This window comes from Mesorhizobium sp. P2_D6 (assembly GCF_056404315.1).
The window spans coordinates 82176-101186 of record NZ_JBFUEG010000019.1; the positions used below are offsets into that span (position 1 = coordinate 82176).

General features: G+C 64.1%; 23 protein-coding genes. 12 read left to right on the top strand and 11 right to left on the bottom strand.

Annotation, left to right across the window (positions count from 1 at the left end):
- Nucleotides 1-43: 43 nt before the first annotated feature.
- From hemW to rph, 4 genes are all read right to left on the bottom strand, one after another.
- Nucleotides 44-1201 (bottom strand): radical SAM family heme chaperone HemW, encoded by a 1158-nt coding sequence (gene hemW, locus AC1D1L_RS28300; RefSeq protein WP_477344542.1) that lies wholly within the window; start codon nt 1199-1201, stop codon nt 44-46.
- 1 nt (nt 1202) lies between these two features.
- Complete coding sequence (rdgB, locus tag AC1D1L_RS28305) at nt 1203-1850, bottom strand: RdgB/HAM1 family non-canonical purine NTP pyrophosphatase (protein WP_477344543.1); 648 nt, start codon at nt 1848-1850, stop codon at nt 1203-1205.
- Entirely contained in the window at nt 1850-2260 is a 411-nt protein-coding gene (locus AC1D1L_RS28310; protein WP_477344544.1) for a VOC family protein, read from the bottom strand. The genes rdgB and AC1D1L_RS28310 overlap by 1 nt, the downstream gene beginning before the upstream one ends.
- Nucleotides 2261-2450: 190 nt before the next feature.
- On the bottom strand, nt 2451-3167 hold the full coding sequence (gene rph / locus AC1D1L_RS28315; protein WP_477344545.1) for a ribonuclease PH: 717 nt from the start codon (nt 3165-3167) through the stop codon (nt 2451-2453).
- Nucleotides 3168-3420: 253 nt separating this feature from the next.
- Between rph and hrcA the strand changes: the two genes are divergently transcribed.
- From hrcA to AC1D1L_RS28330, 3 genes are all read left to right on the top strand, one after another.
- Complete coding sequence (gene hrcA / locus AC1D1L_RS28320; RefSeq protein WP_112559112.1) at nt 3421-4506, top strand: heat-inducible transcriptional repressor HrcA; 1086 nt, start codon at nt 3421-3423, stop codon at nt 4504-4506.
- A 36-nt stretch (nt 4507-4542) separates the two neighbouring features.
- Nucleotides 4543-4746, top strand: a complete 204-nt coding sequence (locus tag AC1D1L_RS28325; RefSeq protein ID WP_192258685.1) for a hypothetical protein — start codon at nt 4543-4545, stop codon at nt 4744-4746.
- 103 nt (nt 4747-4849) lie between these two features.
- The gene (locus AC1D1L_RS28330; RefSeq protein ID WP_477344546.1) at nt 4850-6199 is read left to right on the top strand and encodes a PQQ-dependent sugar dehydrogenase; all 1350 of its coding nucleotides are present in this window, start codon (nt 4850-4852) and stop codon (nt 6197-6199) included.
- On the opposite strand, the gene AC1D1L_RS28335 is transcribed toward AC1D1L_RS28330, so the two are convergent.
- Nucleotides 6178-7116 carry a hypothetical protein gene (locus tag AC1D1L_RS28335; protein ID WP_477344547.1) on the bottom strand — a complete coding sequence of 313 codons (939 nt, stop codon included), beginning with the start codon at nt 7114-7116 and terminating at the stop codon, nt 6178-6180. The genes AC1D1L_RS28330 and AC1D1L_RS28335 overlap by 22 nt on opposite strands.
- A 222-nt stretch (nt 7117-7338) precedes the next feature.
- Here AC1D1L_RS28335 and AC1D1L_RS28340 point away from each other — a divergent pair, with 222 nt between their 5' ends.
- From AC1D1L_RS28340 to AC1D1L_RS28350, 3 genes are all read left to right on the top strand, one after another.
- Complete coding sequence (locus AC1D1L_RS28340; RefSeq protein WP_477344548.1) at nt 7339-7956, top strand: LysE family translocator; 618 nt, start codon at nt 7339-7341, stop codon at nt 7954-7956.
- Nucleotides 7957-8147: 191 nt separating this feature from the next.
- On the top strand, nt 8148-9128 hold the full coding sequence (cysK, locus tag AC1D1L_RS28345; protein WP_112559107.1) for a cysteine synthase A: 981 nt from the start codon (nt 8148-8150) through the stop codon (nt 9126-9128).
- 120 nt (nt 9129-9248) lie between these two features.
- Entirely contained in the window at nt 9249-9875 is a 627-nt protein-coding gene (locus tag AC1D1L_RS28350; protein ID WP_477344550.1) for a glutathione S-transferase family protein, read from the top strand.
- Between the two features lie 7 nt (nt 9876-9882).
- Here the strand turns inward: AC1D1L_RS28350 and AC1D1L_RS28355 are convergent, their stop codons facing one another.
- Nucleotides 9883-11127, bottom strand: a complete 1245-nt coding sequence (locus AC1D1L_RS28355) for an RNA polymerase sigma factor (protein ID WP_477344551.1) — start codon at nt 11125-11127, stop codon at nt 9883-9885.
- A 7-nt stretch (nt 11128-11134) separates the two neighbouring features.
- The gene (locus tag AC1D1L_RS28360; protein WP_112559104.1) at nt 11135-11503 is read right to left on the bottom strand and encodes a YciI family protein; all 369 of its coding nucleotides are present in this window, start codon (nt 11501-11503) and stop codon (nt 11135-11137) included.
- A 225-nt stretch (nt 11504-11728) separates the two neighbouring features.
- Here AC1D1L_RS28360 and AC1D1L_RS28365 point away from each other — a divergent pair, with 225 nt between their 5' ends.
- Complete coding sequence (locus AC1D1L_RS28365; RefSeq protein ID WP_477344552.1) at nt 11729-12190, top strand: RidA family protein; 462 nt, start codon at nt 11729-11731, stop codon at nt 12188-12190.
- A gap of 90 nt (nt 12191-12280) precedes the next feature.
- Here AC1D1L_RS28365 and AC1D1L_RS28370 read toward each other — a convergent pair whose 3' ends face one another.
- Both AC1D1L_RS28370 and AC1D1L_RS28375 read right to left on the bottom strand, forming a co-directional pair.
- Nucleotides 12281-12706 (bottom strand): thiol-disulfide oxidoreductase DCC family protein, encoded by a 426-nt coding sequence (locus AC1D1L_RS28370; RefSeq protein WP_477344553.1) that lies wholly within the window; start codon nt 12704-12706, stop codon nt 12281-12283.
- Nucleotides 12707-12885: 179 nt separating this feature from the next.
- Nucleotides 12886-13026, bottom strand: a complete 141-nt coding sequence (locus AC1D1L_RS28375; protein ID WP_023672040.1) for a hypothetical protein — start codon at nt 13024-13026, stop codon at nt 12886-12888.
- Nucleotides 13027-13379: 353 nt separating this feature from the next.
- Between AC1D1L_RS28375 and ku the strand changes: the two genes are divergently transcribed.
- Both ku and ligD read left to right on the top strand, forming a co-directional pair.
- Nucleotides 13380-14246 (top strand): non-homologous end joining protein Ku, encoded by an 867-nt coding sequence (gene ku, locus AC1D1L_RS28380; protein ID WP_477344554.1) that lies wholly within the window; start codon nt 13380-13382, stop codon nt 14244-14246.
- Nucleotides 14247-14251: 5 nt separating this feature from the next.
- On the top strand, nt 14252-16759 hold the full coding sequence (gene ligD / locus AC1D1L_RS28385) for a DNA ligase D (RefSeq protein ID WP_477344555.1): 2508 nt from the start codon (nt 14252-14254) through the stop codon (nt 16757-16759).
- A gap of 199 nt (nt 16760-16958) precedes the next feature.
- Here ligD and AC1D1L_RS28390 read toward each other — a convergent pair whose 3' ends face one another.
- Nucleotides 16959-17633, bottom strand: a complete 675-nt coding sequence (locus AC1D1L_RS28390; protein WP_112559099.1) for an ArsR/SmtB family transcription factor — start codon at nt 17631-17633, stop codon at nt 16959-16961.
- Nucleotides 17634-17702: 69 nt separating this feature from the next.
- Between AC1D1L_RS28390 and AC1D1L_RS28395 the strand changes: the two genes are divergently transcribed.
- The 3 genes from AC1D1L_RS28395 (at nt 17703) to AC1D1L_RS28405 (ending at nt 18690) form a co-directional block, all read left to right on the top strand.
- Nucleotides 17703-17906 carry a DUF1127 domain-containing protein gene (locus AC1D1L_RS28395; protein ID WP_477344556.1) on the top strand — a complete coding sequence of 68 codons (204 nt, stop codon included), beginning with the start codon at nt 17703-17705 and terminating at the stop codon, nt 17904-17906.
- An 86-nt stretch (nt 17907-17992) separates the two neighbouring features.
- Entirely contained in the window at nt 17993-18349 is a 357-nt protein-coding gene (locus AC1D1L_RS28400; protein ID WP_477344557.1) for an NIPSNAP family protein, read from the top strand.
- A complete protein-coding gene (locus AC1D1L_RS28405) occupies nt 18346-18690 on the top strand; it encodes an antibiotic biosynthesis monooxygenase family protein (RefSeq protein ID WP_477344558.1) in 345 nt (114 codons plus the stop codon). Before AC1D1L_RS28400 ends, AC1D1L_RS28405 begins: the two co-directional genes overlap by 4 nt.
- 160 nt (nt 18691-18850) lie before the next feature.
- Here AC1D1L_RS28405 and AC1D1L_RS28410 read toward each other — a convergent pair.
- Nucleotides 18851-19011: transposase (locus AC1D1L_RS28410; RefSeq protein WP_477344565.1), on the bottom strand; the 161-nt coding region annotated here is incomplete at its 5' end.

The following is a 19011-nucleotide window of genomic DNA, read 5'->3' on the forward strand; positions in this document are numbered from 1 at the left end:
CCGATAAATCGTCCGCCTCGGTTGAGCCATTTGGCCTGTGGGCTTAGCGCGCCAGATCGGCCACCACGGCGTCGAGCACGATCATGCCGGCCGGCGTGGCGCGCAGCCTTGCATTGCCGATCGGCGCCACCAGCCCCTCGTCCTGCAGCACCGACAGCCGCGCGCTGGACAAGCCGCGCCCGGAAAACGCCTCGTAGCGGGTAAGGTCGATGCCTTCGGCGAGCCGCAACCCCATCAGCAGGAACTCGTCGGCCTCTTCCGAGCGCGTCAAAACCTCGCCGCCGGTGACGCCATGGCCCTTGGCCTCGACCAGATTGGCCCAGGTCTCCGGCATCCGCTCGGCGATGGTGACGGTGCGGCGGCCGTTCTCGATGAAACGTCCATGCGCGCCCGGCCCGACGCCGACATATTCGCCATAGCGCCAGTAGGTCAGATTGTGCCGGCTTTCGGCGCCTGGCCGGGCGTGGTTGGAAATCTCGTAAGCCGGCAAACCATGCGCCGTGGTCACCTCTTGCGTCAGCGCGTAGAGATCGGCTGCCCGGTCATTGTCGGGAATGGTGAATTTGTGCGCCGCATGCAGCGCGTGGAACGGCGTGCCTTCCTCGATGGTCAGCTGGTAGAGCGACAGATGGTCGGCGGCGTGGCCGATCGCCTGTTCGAGCTCCGCCTGCCAAGCGTCCAACGTCTGGCCGGGACGGGCATAGATCAGGTCGAAGGAAAGCCGCGGAAAAATCTCACGCGCCAGCCCGATGGCATGCAGTGCTTCCTCGACATTGTGCAGCCGGCCGAGAAAACGCAAATCCTTGTCGTTCAAGGCCTGCACGCCGAGCGACACCCGGTTGACGCCGGCGGCGCGGTAGCCGCGAAAACGCTCGGCCTCGACCGAGGACGGATTGGCTTCCAGCGTCACCTCGATGCCATCGGGCACGGTCCAGTTCTTGGCCACGGCGTCGAGCACCGCCGCCACCGTCTGCGGCTGCATCAGCGAGGGCGTGCCGCCGCCGAGAAAGATGCTGGTCACTTCGCGCGGCCCGGTGCGCCCGCGCATCGTCGCGAGCTCGGTCTCGAAGGCGCGGGTAAAACGCTGCTGATCGACCGGCTGGTGGCGGACATGGCTGTTGAAGTCGCAATACGGGCATTTGGCCGCGCAGAACGGCCAATGGATATAGACGCCGAAGCCCGGGCTGCGGTCCAGCGGCATCTCAGGCCGAACCAAGTCTGGCGCGGGCGAATTTCTGGAAGGCGCGGGCGCGGTGCGACAGCGCCGTTGGCTGGCCGGGCTTCCAGCCATGCTTCTCCTCGGCGCTCATCTCGCCGAACGTCTTGTCGAAACCGTCAGGCAGGAACACCGGGTCGTAGCCGAAGCCGAGCTCGCCGCGCGGCGGCCACACCAGCGTTCCCTCGGCCTCGCCTCGATAATATTCGGCTTCGCCATCTGGGAAGGCGAGGCAGATGACGGCTACGAAGCGGCCCTTGCGCAGCGCCGGCTGGGCGGCGCCGACCTCCTGCAAGGCCACTTCGGTGCGCTGCATGGCCATGCCGAAATCGCGGGTGCCTTCCGGAGTTTCGGCCCAGTTGGCGGTGTAGACGCCGGGTGCGCCGTCAAGCGCGTCGACGCAGAGGCCCGAATCGTCGGACAGCGCCGGCAGGCCAGTGGCTTCAGCCGCGGCAAAGGCCTTGATGTAGGCGTTTTCCTCGAAAGTGGTGCCGGTCTCGTCCGGCTCCGGCAAGCTGTAGTCCTTGGCCGACTTCGCCTCGAAGCCGAACGGACCCATCAAATCGGCGAATTCGCGCAGTTTGCCTGCATTGTGGCTGGCGACGACGATCTTTTTTCCATCGAGAGAATGCATCAAAGGCCCCAGATCCGTGGCTCGGCGAATTCGATCGAATTGCCCGAGGGGTCGCGTATGTAGATCGAACGCCCGCCTTGCGGCCATTCGAATTCGCTTTCAATGGCGATGTCTTTCGCCTCAAGCTGCGCCTTCCAGCGCCCGAGTTCATCCCCGCTTGCCGCAAAGCACAGATGACCCTCGCCGACCGTGCCGTGCGGCGGCACTTTCAGCCGCGCATCCGGCGCCGGCGGGATTTTGGTCGCCTCGGCGTTGAAGATCAGCAAAACGCCGGCGCCGCAGCGGAAGAAGAGATGGCGGCCGTCGACTTTGCCGAGGAGGTCGAGGCCGAGGATGTCGCGGTAGAACGCTTCGGCGGCGGCGAGATCGGTGACGTAGAGAGCGGATTCCAAAACAGCAGAGGGAGTCACGAGGCACCCCCCTCTGCCCTGCCGGGCATCTCCCCCGCAAGGGGGAAGATTGGCAGTTCCGCTGGCGGCGTCTCAACGTTGATGGTTGGCGAAAACGGTAGCAACCTCTGATCTCCCCCCTTGCGGGGGAGATGGCCGGCAGGCCAGAGGGGGGTGTGAAGGATCGCCGACGTCATCGCAGTAAATTCAATCAGGCCACAGCCATCTGCTGCAAACTCACCAACCTTTGGATGCCCTTCTTGGCCAGACCCATCAGCTCCGCGAACTGCCCTTCGGAGAAAGGCTCGCCCTCGGCGGTGCCCTGGATCTCGACGATGCCGCCCTTGCCGGTCATGACGAAATTGGCGTCGGTACCGGCCGACGAATCCTCGATATAGTCGAGATCGATGACCGGCTGACCGTCATGGATGCCGCAGGAAATTGCCGCGACATGGTCTTTCAGCACTTTGGCAATGCTGGCCATCTGCCGTGCTTCCATCCAGCGCAGGCAATCGTAGAGCGCTACCCAGCCGCCGGTGATCGAGGCCGTGCGGGTGCCGCCATCGGCCTGGATGACATCGCAGTCGACGGTGATCTGCTGTTCGCCCAGCGCCTGCAGGTCGACGACCGCGCGCAGCGAACGGCCGATCAGCCGCTGGATCTCCAGCGTGCGGCCGCCTTGTTTGCCGGCAGAAGCTTCACGGCGCATGCGTTCGCCCGTCGAGCGCGGCAGCATGCCGTATTCAGCCGTCACCCAGCCCTTGCCGGAATTGCGCATCCAGCCCGGCACCTTTTCCTCCAGGCTCGCCGTGCACAGAACATGCGTGTCGCCGAATTTCACTAGGCACGAGCCTTCGGCGTGTTTGGACACGCCGCGCTCGAAGGAGATGGCGCGCATTTCGTCGGCTTGGCGTTTGGAGGGGCGCATCGAGGCCTCTTTCTGTTCTTTTTGCGGTTGCGTGGGCGGCTTGTAGACGCATGCAGCCCATGGCGCAAAGGAAAATGGCCGCAAACGCGGCGCCGTGACCGCATACGGCATTGGGCGATCGCAAGAGCGACGCCGCTGGCCGCAAACGCGGCAGCGGGCGATCTGGAACAGACGCCGCTGACCGCAAGTGCGGCAGCGGGTTGCGCAGGGGCGAAGGAAGTCTATATCCTTTAGCCGGAGGTTTTTGGCCCGAATGACCAAGGCAGTCACCGAACCCAGTCTGCTGGCACCCGCGCTGCAGTCGCTCGACATGCGCTCGCGCGACATTTTCCGGCGCATCGTTGATTCCTACCTCAAGGATGGTGAGCCTGTGGGATCGCGCAGCCTGTCGCGCATCCTGCCGTCGTCGCTGTCGCCGGCCACCATCCGCAATGTGATGAGCGATCTCGAACATCTCGGCCTGATCTATGCCCCGCACATCTCGGCCGGGCGGCTGCCGACACAGACGGGCCTGCGTTTCTTTGTCGATGCCTTCATGGAGCTCGGCGATCTTTCCGACGAGGAACGCCGCGTCATCGAGGCGCAGGTGCGCGCCTCCGGCTCGGGCGCGACGCTGGAACACATGCTGACCGAGGCCAGCCAGATGCTGTCGGGCATGTCGCGCGGCGCCGGCCTGGTGCTGGCCACCAAGAACGAGGTGGCGCTGAAGCACATCGAGTTCATCCAGCTTGAGCCGACCAAGGCGCTGGCCGTGATGGTGTCGCAGAACGGCGATGTCGAGAACCGTGTCGTCGACCTGCCGGCCGGCATCACCGTCTCGCAACTGCACGAAGCCTCCAACTTCCTAAACGCCCATATCAGGGGCCGCACGCTCGCTGAGGCGCGCATCGAGATCGCTCGTATCAAGGACGAGACCAGGGCCGCCCTCGACACGCTGTCGCAGGATCTCGTCGAAAAAGGCCTGGCGGTGTGGGCGGGCGCCGACAGCGGCCTGCCGGCGCGTCTCATCGTGCGCGGCCGCGCCAATCTGCTCGAAAATGTCACCGCCCAGGCCGACATCGAATTGCTCAGGCACCTGTTCGAGGACCTGGAAACGCAGGACGGGCTGATCCAGCTGCTCGACCTCGCCGAGGACGGCCCCGGCGTGCGCATCTTCATCGGCTCGGAAAACAAGCTGTTTTCGCTCTCCGGCTCGTCGCTGGTGGTGGCGCCCTACCGCGACAAGGATGCCCGGGTCGTCGGCGCGCTCGGCGTCATCGGCCCTACCAGGCTGAATTATGCCCGCATCGTGCCCATGGTCGACTACACTGCCCAATTGATTACCCGGATGTTGAGATAAGTCCGAAGCCGGCATCACCGCAAAGGAGGGCGCAGAATGGCGCTTGAATCGTTCAAGGCCCAGATCAGTCTGCTGCTCGAGGAAATGGTCAACCAGCCCGAGGACGAGCACGAAATCCAGGAGCAACTGCGCGAAAAACTCCGCGAAATGCGCGCCATGGGCCTGCCGCTGCCGGACGATCTCGTCGCGCTGGAAAAGCGGCTCGACGACGATCTCGATGTCGAGGAAGAAGACAGCTGACGGGTTTCGCTTGAATCTGCGCGCACGCTTCTCTTTTGTGGCGCTCGCACGATATCTCTTCTTTGCATGACGCCCCAACTGGCGTGAATTCGAGGAGGACAGCGTGATCCGGATTGCCGGCTTCGCGAGCCTTGCCCTGCTTGTGGCCACCAGTGCCGTCGCTCAGCAAGCCGATCAACCGCTGCTGACCGGCAAGGACGCTTTCGGCGGTTGGAAGGCGGACAAACCGGGCGTGCGCCGGCTGATCAAGCCGGATGATCTGCAAAAGCCCTATCTTACTGAATCCGCCTCCAACGGCGCCGGCCTCGGCGATCGGCCCGAAGGCGCCAAGCCCGTCCTGCCGCCCGGCTTCTCGGCCGAATTGATCGCCTCCGGCATCGCCAATCCGCGCGTCGTGCGCGTGGCGCCGAATGGCGATTTGTTCGTTGCCGACAGCCACGCCAACCAGATCCGCGTCTATCGGCTGGCCAAGGACAGCGCGAAGCCGACCGAGGACGGCATTTTCGCCGGCGATCTCAACCAGCCCTACGGCATCGCCTTCTACCCGCCGGGCGACAAGCCGCAATGGGTCTATATCGCCAACACCGACAGCGTGGTGCGCTTTGCCTATCGCGACGGCGACCTGAAAGCCTCAGGCGAAGCGGAGACAATCGTCCCCGACATCCCGTCGGGCGGCCACTGGACCCGCGACATCGCCTTCTCGGCTGACGGCAAGACGCTCTATGTCTCGGTCGGGTCCAGATCGAATGTCGCCGAGGGCACGGGGAAGGAACCGCGTGGCGGCCTCGACGCCTGGGCCAAATCGATGCCGCTGGGTGCCGCCTGGGGCCGGGAGGGCGGCCGTGCCGACGTGCTGGCCTTCGACGCTGACGGCAAGAATGGCCGCATCGTCGCCACCGGCCTGCGCAATTGTTCGGGTATGACCGTGCAGCCGGCCACCGGTGCACTCTGGTGTGTCGTCAACGAGCGCGACGGGCTGGGCGACAATGTGCCGTTCGAATACGCCACCTCCGTCAAGGACGGCGCATTCTACGGCTGGCCCTGGTACTACATCGGCAACAATGAGGATCCACGCCGCAAGGGTGAGCGCCCCGACCTTGCCGGCAAGGCAACCATCCCCGACGTGCTGATGCAGGCACATTCGGCGCCGCTCAACATCGTCTTCTATGACGGCGGCAATTTTCCGGCCGAGTACAGGGGCGATGCTTTCGTTGCCCTGCACGGGTCCTGGAACCGCGGCGTACGCACGGGCTACAAGGTGGTGCGACTGAAGTTCAAGGATGGCAAGCCGACCGGCGAGTATGAGGATTTCATCACCGGCTTCGTCATTTCCAATGACTCCGTCTGGGGCCGGCCTGTCGGCGTCGCGGTGGCCAAAGACGGCGCGCTCATCCTCACCGAGGATGCCAACGGCACCATCTGGCGCATCACTCATGTCGACGGCCCTTCCTGAGCCCATTGGTTTGGCCAAGAGCTGCCCCAGTGCACGTCCCGATGTATCGCCTTGGGATAGGTATGGATCACCTCGGCCGATGAGACGCGGTCGTCGAAACCGGTATCCCTGAGATTGAAGAGGCCGACCGAGCCGAAGGACTTCTTCGCCCCTTGCGCGAAGCGGCTGTCGCTGAAATCGTGTTCGTAGAGCGTCACCGTAACGTGACCGTCATTGAGCTTCGGCACGTAAACAGTGCTGATCGTGTCGTTGGCGACGCCCAGCTGGTTGACGTTGAAGCGATAGACGTCCTGCACCATGCGCCGGGCCGCATTGCCGTTGATCATCCAGTATTCGCGCCGCGATGCGCGGTTCTGGTCGTCAAGCTTGAGCGCTGCCTTGCGGCCAAGCCCGAGCCAGTGCTCGAACACCATCACATTGGCGCCCCAGGGGTAGGGATAATTGGACTTGTCGACGATGCGCCGCACGCCGGTGTCGGGAATCTCATTGGTGTCGACATAGTCCAGCCATTGCAGCTGGAACGACGCTTCCACGTTGAGGTCGCTGTTGCGCGGATCGGAAGCAACGATGCGCCAGTCGGAAACCGGCGGATATTTGGTGTCGAGGTCGATGTAGAATCCGGCCTTGGCATTGTCGCCGGGGTCCGGGGAGTCGCGCTCTAACGCGACCAGCCGCACCTCGAAACGGTTGTTGACGACCAGCGGATAGATCATCGGATGAACGGGGTGAGCGCCGGGGTTCCGGCTGTCGGTGAAATACCCGGGCGCCGGGACGACATCGCTGGCGCCTTTGTCGAACAGGCTGAAAGCCTGCCGCCCCTCGAACCACAGATACCATTCCAGCTCGTGACCGCGCGCCTCGGAATAATTGTTGGGCATCCATTGCATAAGCTGGATGTGAAGTCGTTTCGCTAGCATGGGCGGCTCCGGCCGGTGTAACTGCGCGGGCGCGCAGCTAATTAGGGATTGCAACGTGCGATGGGGCGGATGGGGGATAGCCGCTCTTCCCCGGCGCGTAAGTGAACCATCTCTCTTTTCGGCGGTGCCCGGGCGACCGTTCGAGCCGCTGGCGCAATCGAATCCGTTTTACCCCTGGCGGCTTTCATGCCATCAGGGGCCGTTCACGGGGTGCAAACTGTCATGACCCTCACCGGCTTTCTCGCTTATAGCGCCGCACTCGGCATCGCCGCCGCCATTCCCGGCCCCGGCGTCACCGCGCTTGTGGCGCGGGCGCTCGGCTCCGGCTTCCGCTCGTCGCTGGCCATGTCGTTCGGCCTGATGCTTGGCGACCTCACCTATCTCACCGCCGTGGTGCTCGGCCTTGCCTTCGTCGCGCAGACCTTCGGCATGGTTTTCCTCGCCATCAAATGGCTGGGCGTCGCCTATCTCGCCTTCCTCGGCTGGCGGTTCTGGACCGCAGGCATCACCCCCGAGACTGTCGAAGCCAGGAAAGGCAAGGGCGGCCTGGTGTCGAGTTTCCTTGCCGGCCTCACCGTGACGCTCGGCAACCCGAAGACGATGATCTTCTATCTCGCAATCACGCCGACCATCGTCGACCTGAAGACCATCACGCTCGCCGACTACGGCATCCTGGTAGCGCTCACAGTCATCGTGCTCTTCGTGGTGCTGGTGCCTTATCTGGCGCTGGCCGCCAAGGCGCGCTGGTTCCTGAAATCGCCGCGCGCGCTGAAGGCGCTGAACCGCACCGCAGCCGGCTTCATGGTTGGCGCAGCCGCAGCCATTGCTGCGCGTCAGTAGACCGGTTTCGGCCAATCCATTCCGCCAATCGGGCCATCCGGGAAATGCGTTTCCGGGAGGTCAGCCTTTTCAGCAAGCGCCCCACTCGATATTTTCGGCCGGCAGCCTATCTTGCGCGGTCGAAAGCCCTATTCTGTCCGCCGATGCCAATTGCCTGACCAATTGCCTGATTTGACTTGGGAGCGAAACCAATGAACAAGCCCGTCTCTTCGCCGCGCGTGCCCGGCCGCGGCCGCGTCTACAATTCGATCACCGAGACGATCGGCGACACGCCGTTGGTGCGGCTCGACAAATTCGCCAAGGAGAAAGGCGTCGTTGCCAACCTTCTGGCCAAGCTCGAATTCTTCAACCCGATCGCCTCGGTCAAGGATCGCATCGGCGTTTCGATGATAGAGGCGCTGGAAGCGTCGGGCCGCATCAGGCCCGGCAAGACCACGCTGATCGAGCCGACCTCCGGCAATACCGGCATTGCGCTCGCCTTCGCCGCAGCCGCCAAGGGCTACAAGCTGATTCTGACCATGCCTGAAACCATGTCGGTGGAGCGCCGCAAGATGCTGGCGCTGCTCGGCGCCGAGTTGGTGCTGACCGAAGGTCCCAAGGGCATGAAGGGTGCCATTGCCAAGGCCGACGAGCTGGCGGCGACCCTGCCCGATGCGGTCATTCCGCAGCAGTTCGAAAACCCGGCCAATCCGGAGATCCACCGTCGCACCACGGCCGAGGAGATCTGGAACGACACCGATGGCGGTGTCGACATCTTCGTCGCCGGCATCGGCACCGGCGGCACCATCACCGGCGTCGGCCAGGTGCTGAAGCAGCGCAAGCCTTCGGTGCATGTCGTCGCCGTCGAGCCTGAGGCATCGCCGGTGCTGTCGGGCGGCCAGCCCGGCCCGCACAAAATCCAGGGCATCGGCGCCGGCTTCGCGCCAAAGATCCTCGACACCACGATCTATGACGAGATCGTCAAGGTTTCAAACGAGGATTCGGTCGCCAACGCCCGCCTCGTCGCCCGCCTCGAAGGTGTGCCGGTCGGCATCTCGTCGGGCGCCGCCCTGCAGGCGGCGATCGTCGTCGGCTCACGGCCGGAGAACAAGGGCAAGAACCTGGTGGTGATCATCCCGTCCTTCGCCGAGCGCTATCTGTCGACCATCCTGTTCGACGGGCTGGGGGCTTAGTCCTTACGTCTTCGCTGGACCGCTGGAAAACCGCTGGTGGCTTCAGCCGCCGGCTTGAGCGGAAGGCGGCTTCCGAGTCAAATCGCCCGGCCTGCTTCGTGCAGGTTGGGGAGGATTTGAATGTACAGACTCTACACACGCCCAGGCAGTGGCGGCTTCGTCGTCGAGGCGGCGTTGGCGCTGGCAAACGTGCAATTCGACCAGATCGATGTGCCGAAGAAAGACCCGCCGGACCCGGCTTTCCTCGACATCAGCCCGTTGAACCAGGTTCCGGTCCTGACGTTGCCCAACGGTCAGTCGATAACCGAATCGGCGGCGATCTGTATCCTGCTTGCCGAGCGCCACCCGCAGGCGGGTCTGGCGCCGGCCGCCGGATCGCCGGATCGCGCCGACTTCCTGCGCTGGATGGCGTTCATGTCGTCGGTGCTCTACCCGGCCATCCTTCGCCTCTATTATGCCCATCGCTACACCACCGATGCCGACGGCAAGAAAGCCGTCAAGCAGGCAGCCATTGCCGAGATGGACCGCGGCTTCGCCATTGTCGATGCAGCACTTGAGGGGCGAGATTGGCTGGTCGGCAACGCGATGTCGCTGGCCGACATCTATCTCGTCATGCTGGTGGCCTGGCACCCTGATGTCGACAAGGCGCGGGCGGACTGGCCGAACATCGAACGCCTGTGGTCGGCATTGCGCGCGCATCCGCTGATGAAACGGCTCAACGCATCGCATGAGATGTGGCCGGGTTGAGCGGCGCTCAATTTCGCAGGATCGCCCGTTTCGCCTGCAGGAAGCGGCGCACGGCCGGGTCGCGCTCGAGGCCGATCGCCCGGTCATAGGCTTCGACCGCTTGCGCTGCATTGCCGAGCCTGGCCAGCAGGCCGGCGCGGGCAGCCCAGTAGGGTTGATAGTCGTTAAGCCGCTTGTCGTCGCCGAGCACGTAAAGCGCCGCAAGTCCCGCCGCCGCCCCGTCGACCTCGGCGATCGCCACGGCGCGGTTAATCGCCACCACCGGCGACCCGGCAATCTCCGACAGCGCATCGTAAAAATTTCGGATCGCCGCCCAGTCGGTCTGGCCGGTTCGCCGCCGCGTCGCGTGCACCGACTGCACGGCCGCTTCGAGCTGGTAGCGGCCGATCACGCCCATGGTCGCAGCGTGGCCGAGCAGCGCTTCGGCCTCGTCGATCAGCGCGTGATCCCACAGAAGGCAATGCTGGTCGGCAAGCGGAACATAGTCGCCGGCTTCATCGCGCCGCGCCGGGCGGCGCGCCTCGGCAAACAGCATCAGCGCCAGCAGACCGAGCGCTTCCGGCTCGTCGGGCATCAGCGACGCCACCAGCCGCCCGAGCCAGATGCCTTCGGTCGCCAGGTTGCGGCGTTGCGTTTCAGTGCCGGCCGGGTCGGTCCAGCCTTCGGCGAAAGCGGCGTAGATCGCCTCCAGCACCGTATCCAGCCGCTCGCCGAGTTCGGCCCGCTCCGGTACGCGGAACGGAATGCCGATCTCGCGGATCCGGCTCTTGGCGCGCACCAGGCGCTGGCCCATCGTCGCCGGCGAGACCAGGAAGGCCGAGGCGATGGTCGCCGCGTCGAAACCCAGAACCGTCTGCAGGATCAGCGGCGCCCGCACGCCGGCCTCGATCGCCGGATGCGCACAGGCAAACATCAGCCTGAGACGCTCGTCGGGCAGGTCTTCGTCTTGCATGCTTGCCTCCATCTCCTCGGCCATCAGCTTGAGATGGTCGCGGCTCGCCTCGCTGGTCAGCCGACGGCGCACCGCATCGACACCACGGCGGCGCGCCACGGCCAGCAGCCAGGCCTCCGGCTTTTCGGGCACGCCGGTTTTCGGCCAGCGCTCAAGTGCTGCGGCAAAGGCATCCGCCAGCGCGTCCTCGGCGCCGGCGACATCGCGCGTGCGCGCCGCGAGCCAGGCGACGAGCTTGCCGTAGCTTTGCCGGGCGGCCGCCTCGGCCGCCGCGCGCGCGATCTCCGGTCGACTGTCCATCACTGGGTCATTTCTGAGAGGCGTACTCGGTCATTTCCCAGATCGGCCGCACCTCGATAGTGCCGGCGCTGGCGCCTGGACAGCGCGCTGCCCATGCGATCGCCGCGTCGGCGTCCTCGGCCTCGATCATGTAGAAACCGGCAAGCTGCTCCTTGGTGTCGGCGTAGGGGCCGTCGAGCACATTGGTCTTGCCGTTGGCCGTCCGCACCGCGGTGGCAAGCTGGGTCGGCTTCAGTCGGTCGCCGGCGAGCCACGCTCCGGATTTCTTCAACGCTTCGGTGTAGGCGCCGTAGGCGGCGCTGATCTCGTAGGTCTTGTCGCTCGGCGCGGCCGCCATCGCGGCTTCGTTCGCGTATATCAAAAGCATGTATCGCATGGTCTTCTCCTGTTTTTCGAAGGCCGCGTCGTTGCGTGCCGGACGTATGTCGTGTGGCCATGCCCGATTTCGACAGGCTTCAGAAAAACTTTCATCTTCACAAGGAGATTTCGCAAGGACCAGATCTTTCCTGGCTGGACGATGGCAGCACCGGACTGGCAGCGGTCGCGCGCAGCACTATCCTGTGTCGTGGCGGGCACGTCACGCGAGGCATGGGAGGAGAGAATGGAACTCGTGACCCACAAGAAATTCAAGAACGGCCGGTTGATGCCATGGGCAAAGGGCACAGTCGTCAGTGGAGCGAGAGGAACCGTCTATCTCTGCGGCAACACCGCGACATCGGCCGACTATGATCCAGCCGGCAAGAAAGGCGGCGGCTTCGCCGGCGATGCGGCGGCGCAGTGGCGTGAAGTTCTCGGCAACATCAAATCGGATCTGGAGGAACTGGGCAGCGGCCTCGACCCTCTCATCAGGCTGACCTTCTTCGTCAGAGGTCCCTTTCCCGACGGCGGCGTTCTCAGCTCTCCCAATTTTCGCCTCGACGTGCTGGACGCGTTCTTCGCAGAGCATTGTCCGAAGCACTGCAGCTACAACAATCCGCCGCCTTCGGAGGTGATCGGCGTCGCAGCGCTTGCCCAGGCCGACATCGTCATCGAGATCGTCGCCGTCGCGGCACTGCCGGACTGAGGTCGGATCAGGCCTTCGGCTTGAGCCAGCCGCGATAGCGCACGGTCAGCCGCGGCGAGCGAGTGCGAGGTCACTTTTGGGCGACATGCATTAGCCGATCATCCGCGCACGCATCGTGGCGGACGGGATCTCGCAACTGTCCTTGCGGCCGAAGATGGCGTAGCGGTTTTTGGCGATGCGTTCGTAGAGCCAGTCGCGCAAGGGGCGCGGCAACACCAGCAGGGCTTTCGCCGCCCGCCACGGCCAGCCGAGTTCGGCCATCACGGCAACAAAACTGTCCAGCCGTATGAAAGGAGCGCCATTGATGAGGACCAGATTGGTCTCATAGCTGTCGGTGCGCAGTCCATGCTTGTGGAACAGTGCCTCGCCGAAGGGCGACTGCGCGGTGGCGAAGCGGAAGCGGTTTTTGCGGTCGAGCCTGACCACCGTGCGCACGAAGCCCGAGCACAGCACGCAGACGCCATCGAAAACGATCAACTGCTGGCGGGCATCGAAGGGTTCAGGAGAAGAAGTCACGGGACATCCGGCAGCTTGTGTCAGGCGACACTAAGCCTGCCGGCTACGGGATCAAAGCCGCGGCGTTGTCGCACGGCTTCTCGCGGCCAGAGCGGGGCGCTCGGCGCGATAGGTGGTTGCGCGGTGGTCGGCGGCCGGTCTGCAGATCCGGCTGTCGTGACGGCTTTCGAACGTCATGATCAGTGCGCGCCGAGCGAGCTGCCGCGACGGGCGCAGGCCGGGCCCGGTCCGCGCATGTAATAGCGCTCCGGCCGATAGGTCGGCGCGATGAATTCGCGGATGGCGGCGGCATAGCCGGCGATGTGGCCCCAGAATTTCATTTTACTTAGTCCCTGTCCCGATTTTCGGATGTCCCGTCCGATTGCGGGGATCATAGCGTCGAGGCGTGAATAGTCGGTGAACACGATGTTAATCTTCGGTCGAAAACCCGTCGCTTCGTGGCCGGAATGCGGCTGTTTCGGGGTCTTTCAGTGTGGTTCGTCGCCATTTCGGGCATTGTGACTTTTGCATCACATATGTTTCGTCTCGATGTCGCTTGGGCGCGGTTCTGTTTCAATTTCGGCGAGCTCCGCGAAATTTCCGTGCGCACGGCTGCAAAGCCGCCAGGCAGCAATCGGAACCGGAATCGGCTTTACCCGTTCTCGGTTGAACCGCATCGCGCAGGAGTTTTGCCATGGCACCCCGCCCCGCCTGGAAGGGCTATCTGAAACTGTCGCTGGTCACCTGCGCCGTCGAACTGACCAACGTCGTCACCCACACCGAAAAAGTCTCGTTTAGGGTGCTGAACCGCAAGACCGGCAACACGGTCAAGCGCATCTATGTGGATGCCGAAACCGGCAAGCCGCTGGAGGAAGGCAACGAGATCAAGGGCTATGAACTTGACGACGGCGACTTCGTCCATATCGAGGAAGACGAGATCGCCGCGGTGCAGATCGAGTCGTCGCACACCATGGCGCTGGACGGTTTCGTCGACAAAGCCTCGATCCAGCAGATCTACCTCGACACGCCCTACTATGTCGCGCCGGCCGACAAGGTGTCGGAGGAAGCCTTTGCCGTCATCCGCGACGCCATGGCCGGCAAGAAGATGGCCGGGCTGGCGCGCATCGTGCTCTATCAGCGGGAACGTCCCGTCGTTATCGAGCCGCTCGGCAAGGGCATGGTGCTGACCACCTTGCGCTACGACAACACGGTGCGGCAGCCCGACAGCGTCTTCGGCGACATCGAGGCGGTGAAGACCGACCAGGAGATGACGGATCTCGCCGAACTCATCATCGACAAGAAGAAGGCGAAGTTCGATCCGTCGAAATTCGAGGACAAGTATGAGGATGCGCTGCTCGAACTGATCCGCGCCAAGAAGGCCGGCAAGAAGGCGCCGAAGCCACAGGCCGCGCCCAAGCCGTCCAATGTGGTCAATCTGTTCGACGCGCTGAAGAAGAGCCTGTCGGATGGCGGCGCGGCGAAGGGCTCGGCCAAGAAGGCGAGGCCGGCGGCCAAAAGCGGCAAGGCGAAAGCCGCCGCGCCCAAACGCAAATCGGGGTGAGCACCATGGCCAGCCTCGAACAATATCAATCCAAGCGCGATTTCAAGAAGACCGCCGAGCCTGCCGGCAAGGTTACGCGCGGCAAGCAGCCCGGCGGCATCTTCGTTATCCAGAAGCACGATGCGACCAGGCTACATTACGATTTCCGCCTCGAGCATGACGGCGTCTTGTGGAGCTGGGCGGTGACGCGCGGCCCGAGCCTCGATCCGCACGAAAAGCGGCTGGCCGTGCATGTCGAGGACCACCCGCTCGACTATGCCTCCTTCGAGGGCACCATTCCCAAGGGCGAATATGGCGGCGGCACGGTCATCGTCTGGGACGAAGGCACATGGACGCCCGAGATCGACCCCGCCAAGGCAATGAAGAAGGGCCACATCTCGTTCGAACTCAAAGGCAAGAAGCTGAACGGCCTGTGGCATCTGGTCAGGCTGAAACCCCGCGCGGGCGAAAAGCGTGACAACTGGCTGCTGATCAAATCCAACGATGCCGCCGCCCGCCCCGGCGAGGACATTCTGAAGGACGCGCCGAAATCGGTGAAGTCGGGCCTGACCATCGAGCAGGTCGCGGAAGGCAAGACCGCCGACGGCAAGAAGCCGAAAGTCTGGCATTCCAACAAGCCTGCCGCCGCCAGCAAGGCGAAGGCGGGCAAGCGTCTCGATTTTGTCGAACCGCAGCTGGCAACACTGGAGCGCGAGGCGCCGCCGGGGAAGGATTGGCTGCACGAAGTCAAATTCGACGGCTATCGCATGCAGGCGCAGATCGCCGGCACCGAGGTGCGGCTGCTGACCCGCACCGGCCTCGACTGGACGGAGAAATTCGGCCCCGACATCGTTGCCGAACTGGCCCAGCTGAAATGCAGCGACGCCATCATCGATGGCGAGATCGTGGTGCTGGCCGACAGCGGCGTGTCTTCCTTCTCGCTGCTGCAGCAGGATCTCTCGGCCAATCGCACCAACCGCTTCACCTACTACGTCTTCGACCTGATGCGGCTCGATGGCAAGGATTTGCGCCGCGAGCCGCTGGTCGAGCGCAAGCAGGCCTTGCAGGAGCTGCTCGGCGAGCTCGCCGAAAATGCCGCCGTCCGCTTCAGCGATCATTTCGCCGAACCCGGCAAGATCATGCTCCAGCACGCCTGCCGCATGGGGCTCGAAGGCATCGTCTCCAAACGCGCCGACGCACCCTACCGCAGCGGCCGCGGCCCGAGCTGGGTGAAGTCGAAATGCACGGCGCGCCAGGAATTCGTCATCGGCGGCTACCTGCCATCGGAGAAGACCGGGCGCGGATTGCGCTCGCTGCTGGTCGGCTATTTCGAAGGCGGCAAGCTCAATTATGCCGGCCGCGTCGGCACCGGCTTTTCGGCCAAGGGCGCCACCGATCTGAAGAAAAAGCTCGATGCGCTGAAGGCAAAATCCTCGCCCTTCGCCGCCGCCGTGCCGAACGGCAAAGGCCTGGTCTGGGTCAAGCCAGAACTTGTCGGCGAAGTGGAGTTCCGCAGCTGGACCTCGGACCGTATAATACGCCACGCGTCGTTCCAGGGACTGCGCGAGGACAAGCCGGCGGAGGAAGTCGTGCAGGAAAAGCCATCGAAGGCCGACGGCAAGGCAAAGCCCGCGGCAAGCAGCGCCGGCAAGGTTGCCGGGACCAAAGCTGGGGCAATGACCACCAGCGTAAAACTATCCCATCCCGAAAAACTGCTGTGGCCCGACGAAAAAATATCCAAGCAAGCCTTGCTTGAGCACTACGCGCTGGTCTGGCCGCGCATGCAGCAGTTCGTCGTCAACCGGCCGCTCAGCCTGGTGCGGGCGCCGGACGGCATTGGCGGCCCGCGCTTTTTCCAGAAACACGCCTCGGCCGGCATGAGCGACAAGATCGCCCGGATGAAAGACCCGACCGACGGTGAGGAGATCCTGTTCATCCGCGATTTCGACGGCCTTGCCGCTCTGGTCCAGTATGGCGTGGTCGAGGTCCACATCTGGGGCTGCACGACCGACGAGCTGGAAAAGCCGGACCAGATCATCTTCGATCTCGATCCCGACGAGGGCGTCGACGTCAAGGCGGTGCGCGAGGCCGCGCTCGACATCCGAGGCAAGCTCGACGATCTGTCGCTGCCCAATTTCGTCAAGCCATCGGGCGGCAAGGGCTACCATGTGCTGGTGCCGCTAAAACCCTCGGCGGACTGGGAGGCGGTCAAAACCTTCTCCCATGATTTCGCCAAGGCGCTGGAGCAGGCCGCGCCTGATCGCTACACGGCAACGCTATCGAAAAAGGCGCGCACCGGAAAAATCTTCGTCGACTATCTACGCAACGGCAGGGGTTCGACGACGGTCGCGCCCTACTCCTCACGCGCCAAGAAGGGGGCGACGGTGTCGATCCCGGTGACCTGGGCGGAGGTGGAAGCGGGGCTGGCGCCGAATTCCTTCCCGATCGGCGACAAGACGACATTGAAGGAGTTGGAGAAAGCTGATCCTTGGGTGGATTTCTTCAAGCAGGCGAAGGTGCTGAAGCGGGGGTGAAAAGGCCGACGCAGCGATCCGTCACACTCCCTCTGTCCTGCCGGACATCTCCCCCGCAAGGGGGGAGATTGGCAGCTTCAAAGCGTCGCTCTTCTTGCGAGGTTGGAGATTGGCGAAATCCAAGGTGCGCTTGATCTCCCTCCTTGCGGGGGAGATGGCCGGCAGGCCAGAGGGGGGTGCTGTCCCGCCGACGTCTACCTCAACCCAAAAACACCCGCTCAAACGCCTGTTTCCCCGGCGGTGAAAACACCACGGCGCGACTATCCTTCTCCCGCCTTGCCCACTTCTCCGCCAGGATCTTGTCGAGGATCGCCGCGCCCAGCGTGCCGGCGAGGTGGGAGCGGCGCACGCTCCAGTCGAGGCAGGCGCGGCAGACCGGCCGACGCGGCTTGGCGTCGACATCGATGCCGATGGCCGAAAAATGCGAGGCCGCTGACGGCCCGAGCCTGATCTCCTGCTCGTCGCGCAAAAGAATGTCGCGCGCCACGAGCCGGTCCAGCATCGCCACCGCCTGCTCGCCGGCGAGGTGGTCGTAGCAGACGCGGGCGACGCGCATCGCACCGTCGCGCGGTCCCGGCCGCACGCGCTTGGGGCCAACGGCTTCCGCCACGCCGGTGATCGCCTCGATCATCCCCGCCACCTGTGGCCCGGCGAGGCCGTAGTAGCGATGCCGGCCCTGGCTGGCCAAGGTCAGCAGTCCGCCCTCCATCAGTTTGGACAGATGCGAGGACGCCGTCGGCAGAGACACGCCGGCTTCCAGCGCCAGTTCGCTTGCCGTCAAAGCCGTGCCGCCCATCAGCGCATTCAGCATGTTTGCCCGCGCCGGATCGCCGACCAGGCTGGCGATGCGGGCAATGTCGGGTCCTTCACGCATAGTTAGGTCTCCATCGAAGCATTCTTGCGAGATAATCACTAATGTCGGCTGAGATCAAGGAGAACGCCGATGCCAATCGCTTCCGCCCCAATCGCCAGCCGCCAGACATTCCCGTTCGTCACCTGGCTGCACCGGCATCTGCTCGCCCGCTGGTATGACCGCCACCTGCAGCGGCTCGACCTCGCCGAGATCGACGACCATATGCTGCGCGATCTTGGCCTGACCCGTAGGGATGTGCGCCGCGAATGCGCGAAATCCTTCTGGCAGGCCTGACCGCCGGCATTTTGCTTAGCAGGCCCGGCGGCACGACGTTTCGACGCCGCTCGAACTATCGACGCAGAAAACCCAAGGAGATCACGATGACCATCACCTGCTTCATCCGCTACGAGATCGACCCGTTCGGCAAGGCGGCGTTCGAGCAATATGCCCAGGCCTGGGGCCAGGCGATCCCGCGCTGCGGCGCCGATTTGATCGGCTACTACGCCCCGCACGAGGGCTCGGCCACCACCGCCTACGCCGCCTACAACATCGACAGCCTGGCGGCCTATGAAGCCTACCGCGCCCGGCTCGCCGCCGATCCCGCCGGCAAGGCCAATTACGAATTCGCCCGCCGCGAAAAGTTCATCTTGAAAGAAGACCGCATCTTCCTGAAGCTGGTGTCCGGACCGCATGGACCGCGGCAGCTGTTCCAGACCGCGGTCAAGGAGGAAGCATGATCGCAGTCATCTTCGAGGTGCAGCCGGCTGAGGGAAAGCGCGATGCCTATCTAGGCATCGCCGCGGAACTCAGGCCGCTGCTCGACGACATAGACGGCTTCATCTCGATCGAGCGCTTTCAGAGCCTGGTCGACCCGAGTCGCGTCCTGTCGCTGTCGTTCTGGCGCGACGAGGAAGCGGTGAAAGCCTGGCGCAACACCGAAGAGCATCGGCAGGCGCAAAAGGCTGGCCGCGGTGGAATCTTTGCCGGCTATCGTCTGCGGATCGCGCATGTGGTGCGGGACTACGGGCTGACGGAGCGGGATGAGGCGCCGGCGGATAGTCGGGTGGTGAATGGGTAGCGTTCTTCCCTTCTCCCCTTGAGGGCCTGTTGCGTTATTGGGCTTTGGATGCCTGGAGAGACGGCAGGGGCACATCGAGGTGCTTTCCGGCGCGGGTTTGCGGCCGGATAGGGTAGGAGTTGGCGTATTCGGTGGGTTTCGGGCGCAGTGCGACCCAGGCTCAGGTGGCCAGCGTTACCCAGCGGCGCATGTTGAAGGCCATGGCCGCGATGAGGACCTGTCCTGCCGCCTTGGCCAGGCCGCGATAGCGGATGGCGCAAAGTCGCATGCGGTTCTTCAAGGTGGCGAAGGTTGTCTCGACGGCAAAGCGTTGCCGGGCGA

Coding starts and splice junctions, on each gene's coding strand:
- hemW (WP_477344542.1), bottom strand. CDS start 1,201: ATGCCGCTGGACCGCAGCCCGGGCTTCGGCGTCTATATCCATTGGCCG.
- rdgB (WP_477344543.1), bottom strand. CDS start 1,850: ATGCATTCTCTCGATGGAAAAAAGATCGTCGTCGCCAGCCACAATGCA.
- rph (WP_477344545.1), bottom strand. CDS start 3,167: ATGCGCCCCTCCAAACGCCAAGCCGACGAAATGCGCGCCATCTCCTTC.
- hrcA (WP_112559112.1), top strand. CDS start 3,421: ATGACCAAGGCAGTCACCGAACCCAGTCTGCTGGCACCCGCGCTGCAG.
- AC1D1L_RS28325 (WP_192258685.1), top strand. CDS start 4,543: ATGGCGCTTGAATCGTTCAAGGCCCAGATCAGTCTGCTGCTCGAGGAA.
- AC1D1L_RS28335 (WP_477344547.1), bottom strand. CDS start 7,116: ATGCTAGCGAAACGACTTCACATCCAGCTTATGCAATGGATGCCCAAC.
- AC1D1L_RS28340 (WP_477344548.1), top strand. CDS start 7,339: ATGACCCTCACCGGCTTTCTCGCTTATAGCGCCGCACTCGGCATCGCC.
- cysK (WP_112559107.1), top strand. CDS start 8,148: ATGAACAAGCCCGTCTCTTCGCCGCGCGTGCCCGGCCGCGGCCGCGTC.
- AC1D1L_RS28350 (WP_477344550.1), top strand. CDS start 9,249: ATGTACAGACTCTACACACGCCCAGGCAGTGGCGGCTTCGTCGTCGAG.
- AC1D1L_RS28355 (WP_477344551.1), bottom strand. CDS start 11,127: ATGGACAGTCGACCGGAGATCGCGCGCGCGGCGGCCGAGGCGGCCGCC.
- AC1D1L_RS28360 (WP_112559104.1), bottom strand. CDS start 11,503: ATGCGATACATGCTTTTGATATACGCGAACGAAGCCGCGATGGCGGCC.
- AC1D1L_RS28365 (WP_477344552.1), top strand. CDS start 11,729: ATGGAACTCGTGACCCACAAGAAATTCAAGAACGGCCGGTTGATGCCA.
- AC1D1L_RS28375 (WP_023672040.1), bottom strand. CDS start 13,026: ATGAAATTCTGGGGCCACATCGCCGGCTATGCCGCCGCCATCCGCGAA.
- ku (WP_477344554.1), top strand. CDS start 13,380: ATGGCACCCCGCCCCGCCTGGAAGGGCTATCTGAAACTGTCGCTGGTC.
- ligD (WP_477344555.1), top strand. CDS start 14,252: ATGGCCAGCCTCGAACAATATCAATCCAAGCGCGATTTCAAGAAGACC.
- AC1D1L_RS28390 (WP_112559099.1), bottom strand. CDS start 17,633: ATGCGTGAAGGACCCGACATTGCCCGCATCGCCAGCCTGGTCGGCGAT.
- AC1D1L_RS28395 (WP_477344556.1), top strand. CDS start 17,703: ATGCCAATCGCTTCCGCCCCAATCGCCAGCCGCCAGACATTCCCGTTC.
- AC1D1L_RS28400 (WP_477344557.1), top strand. CDS start 17,993: ATGACCATCACCTGCTTCATCCGCTACGAGATCGACCCGTTCGGCAAG.
- AC1D1L_RS28405 (WP_477344558.1), top strand. CDS start 18,346: ATGATCGCAGTCATCTTCGAGGTGCAGCCGGCTGAGGGAAAGCGCGAT.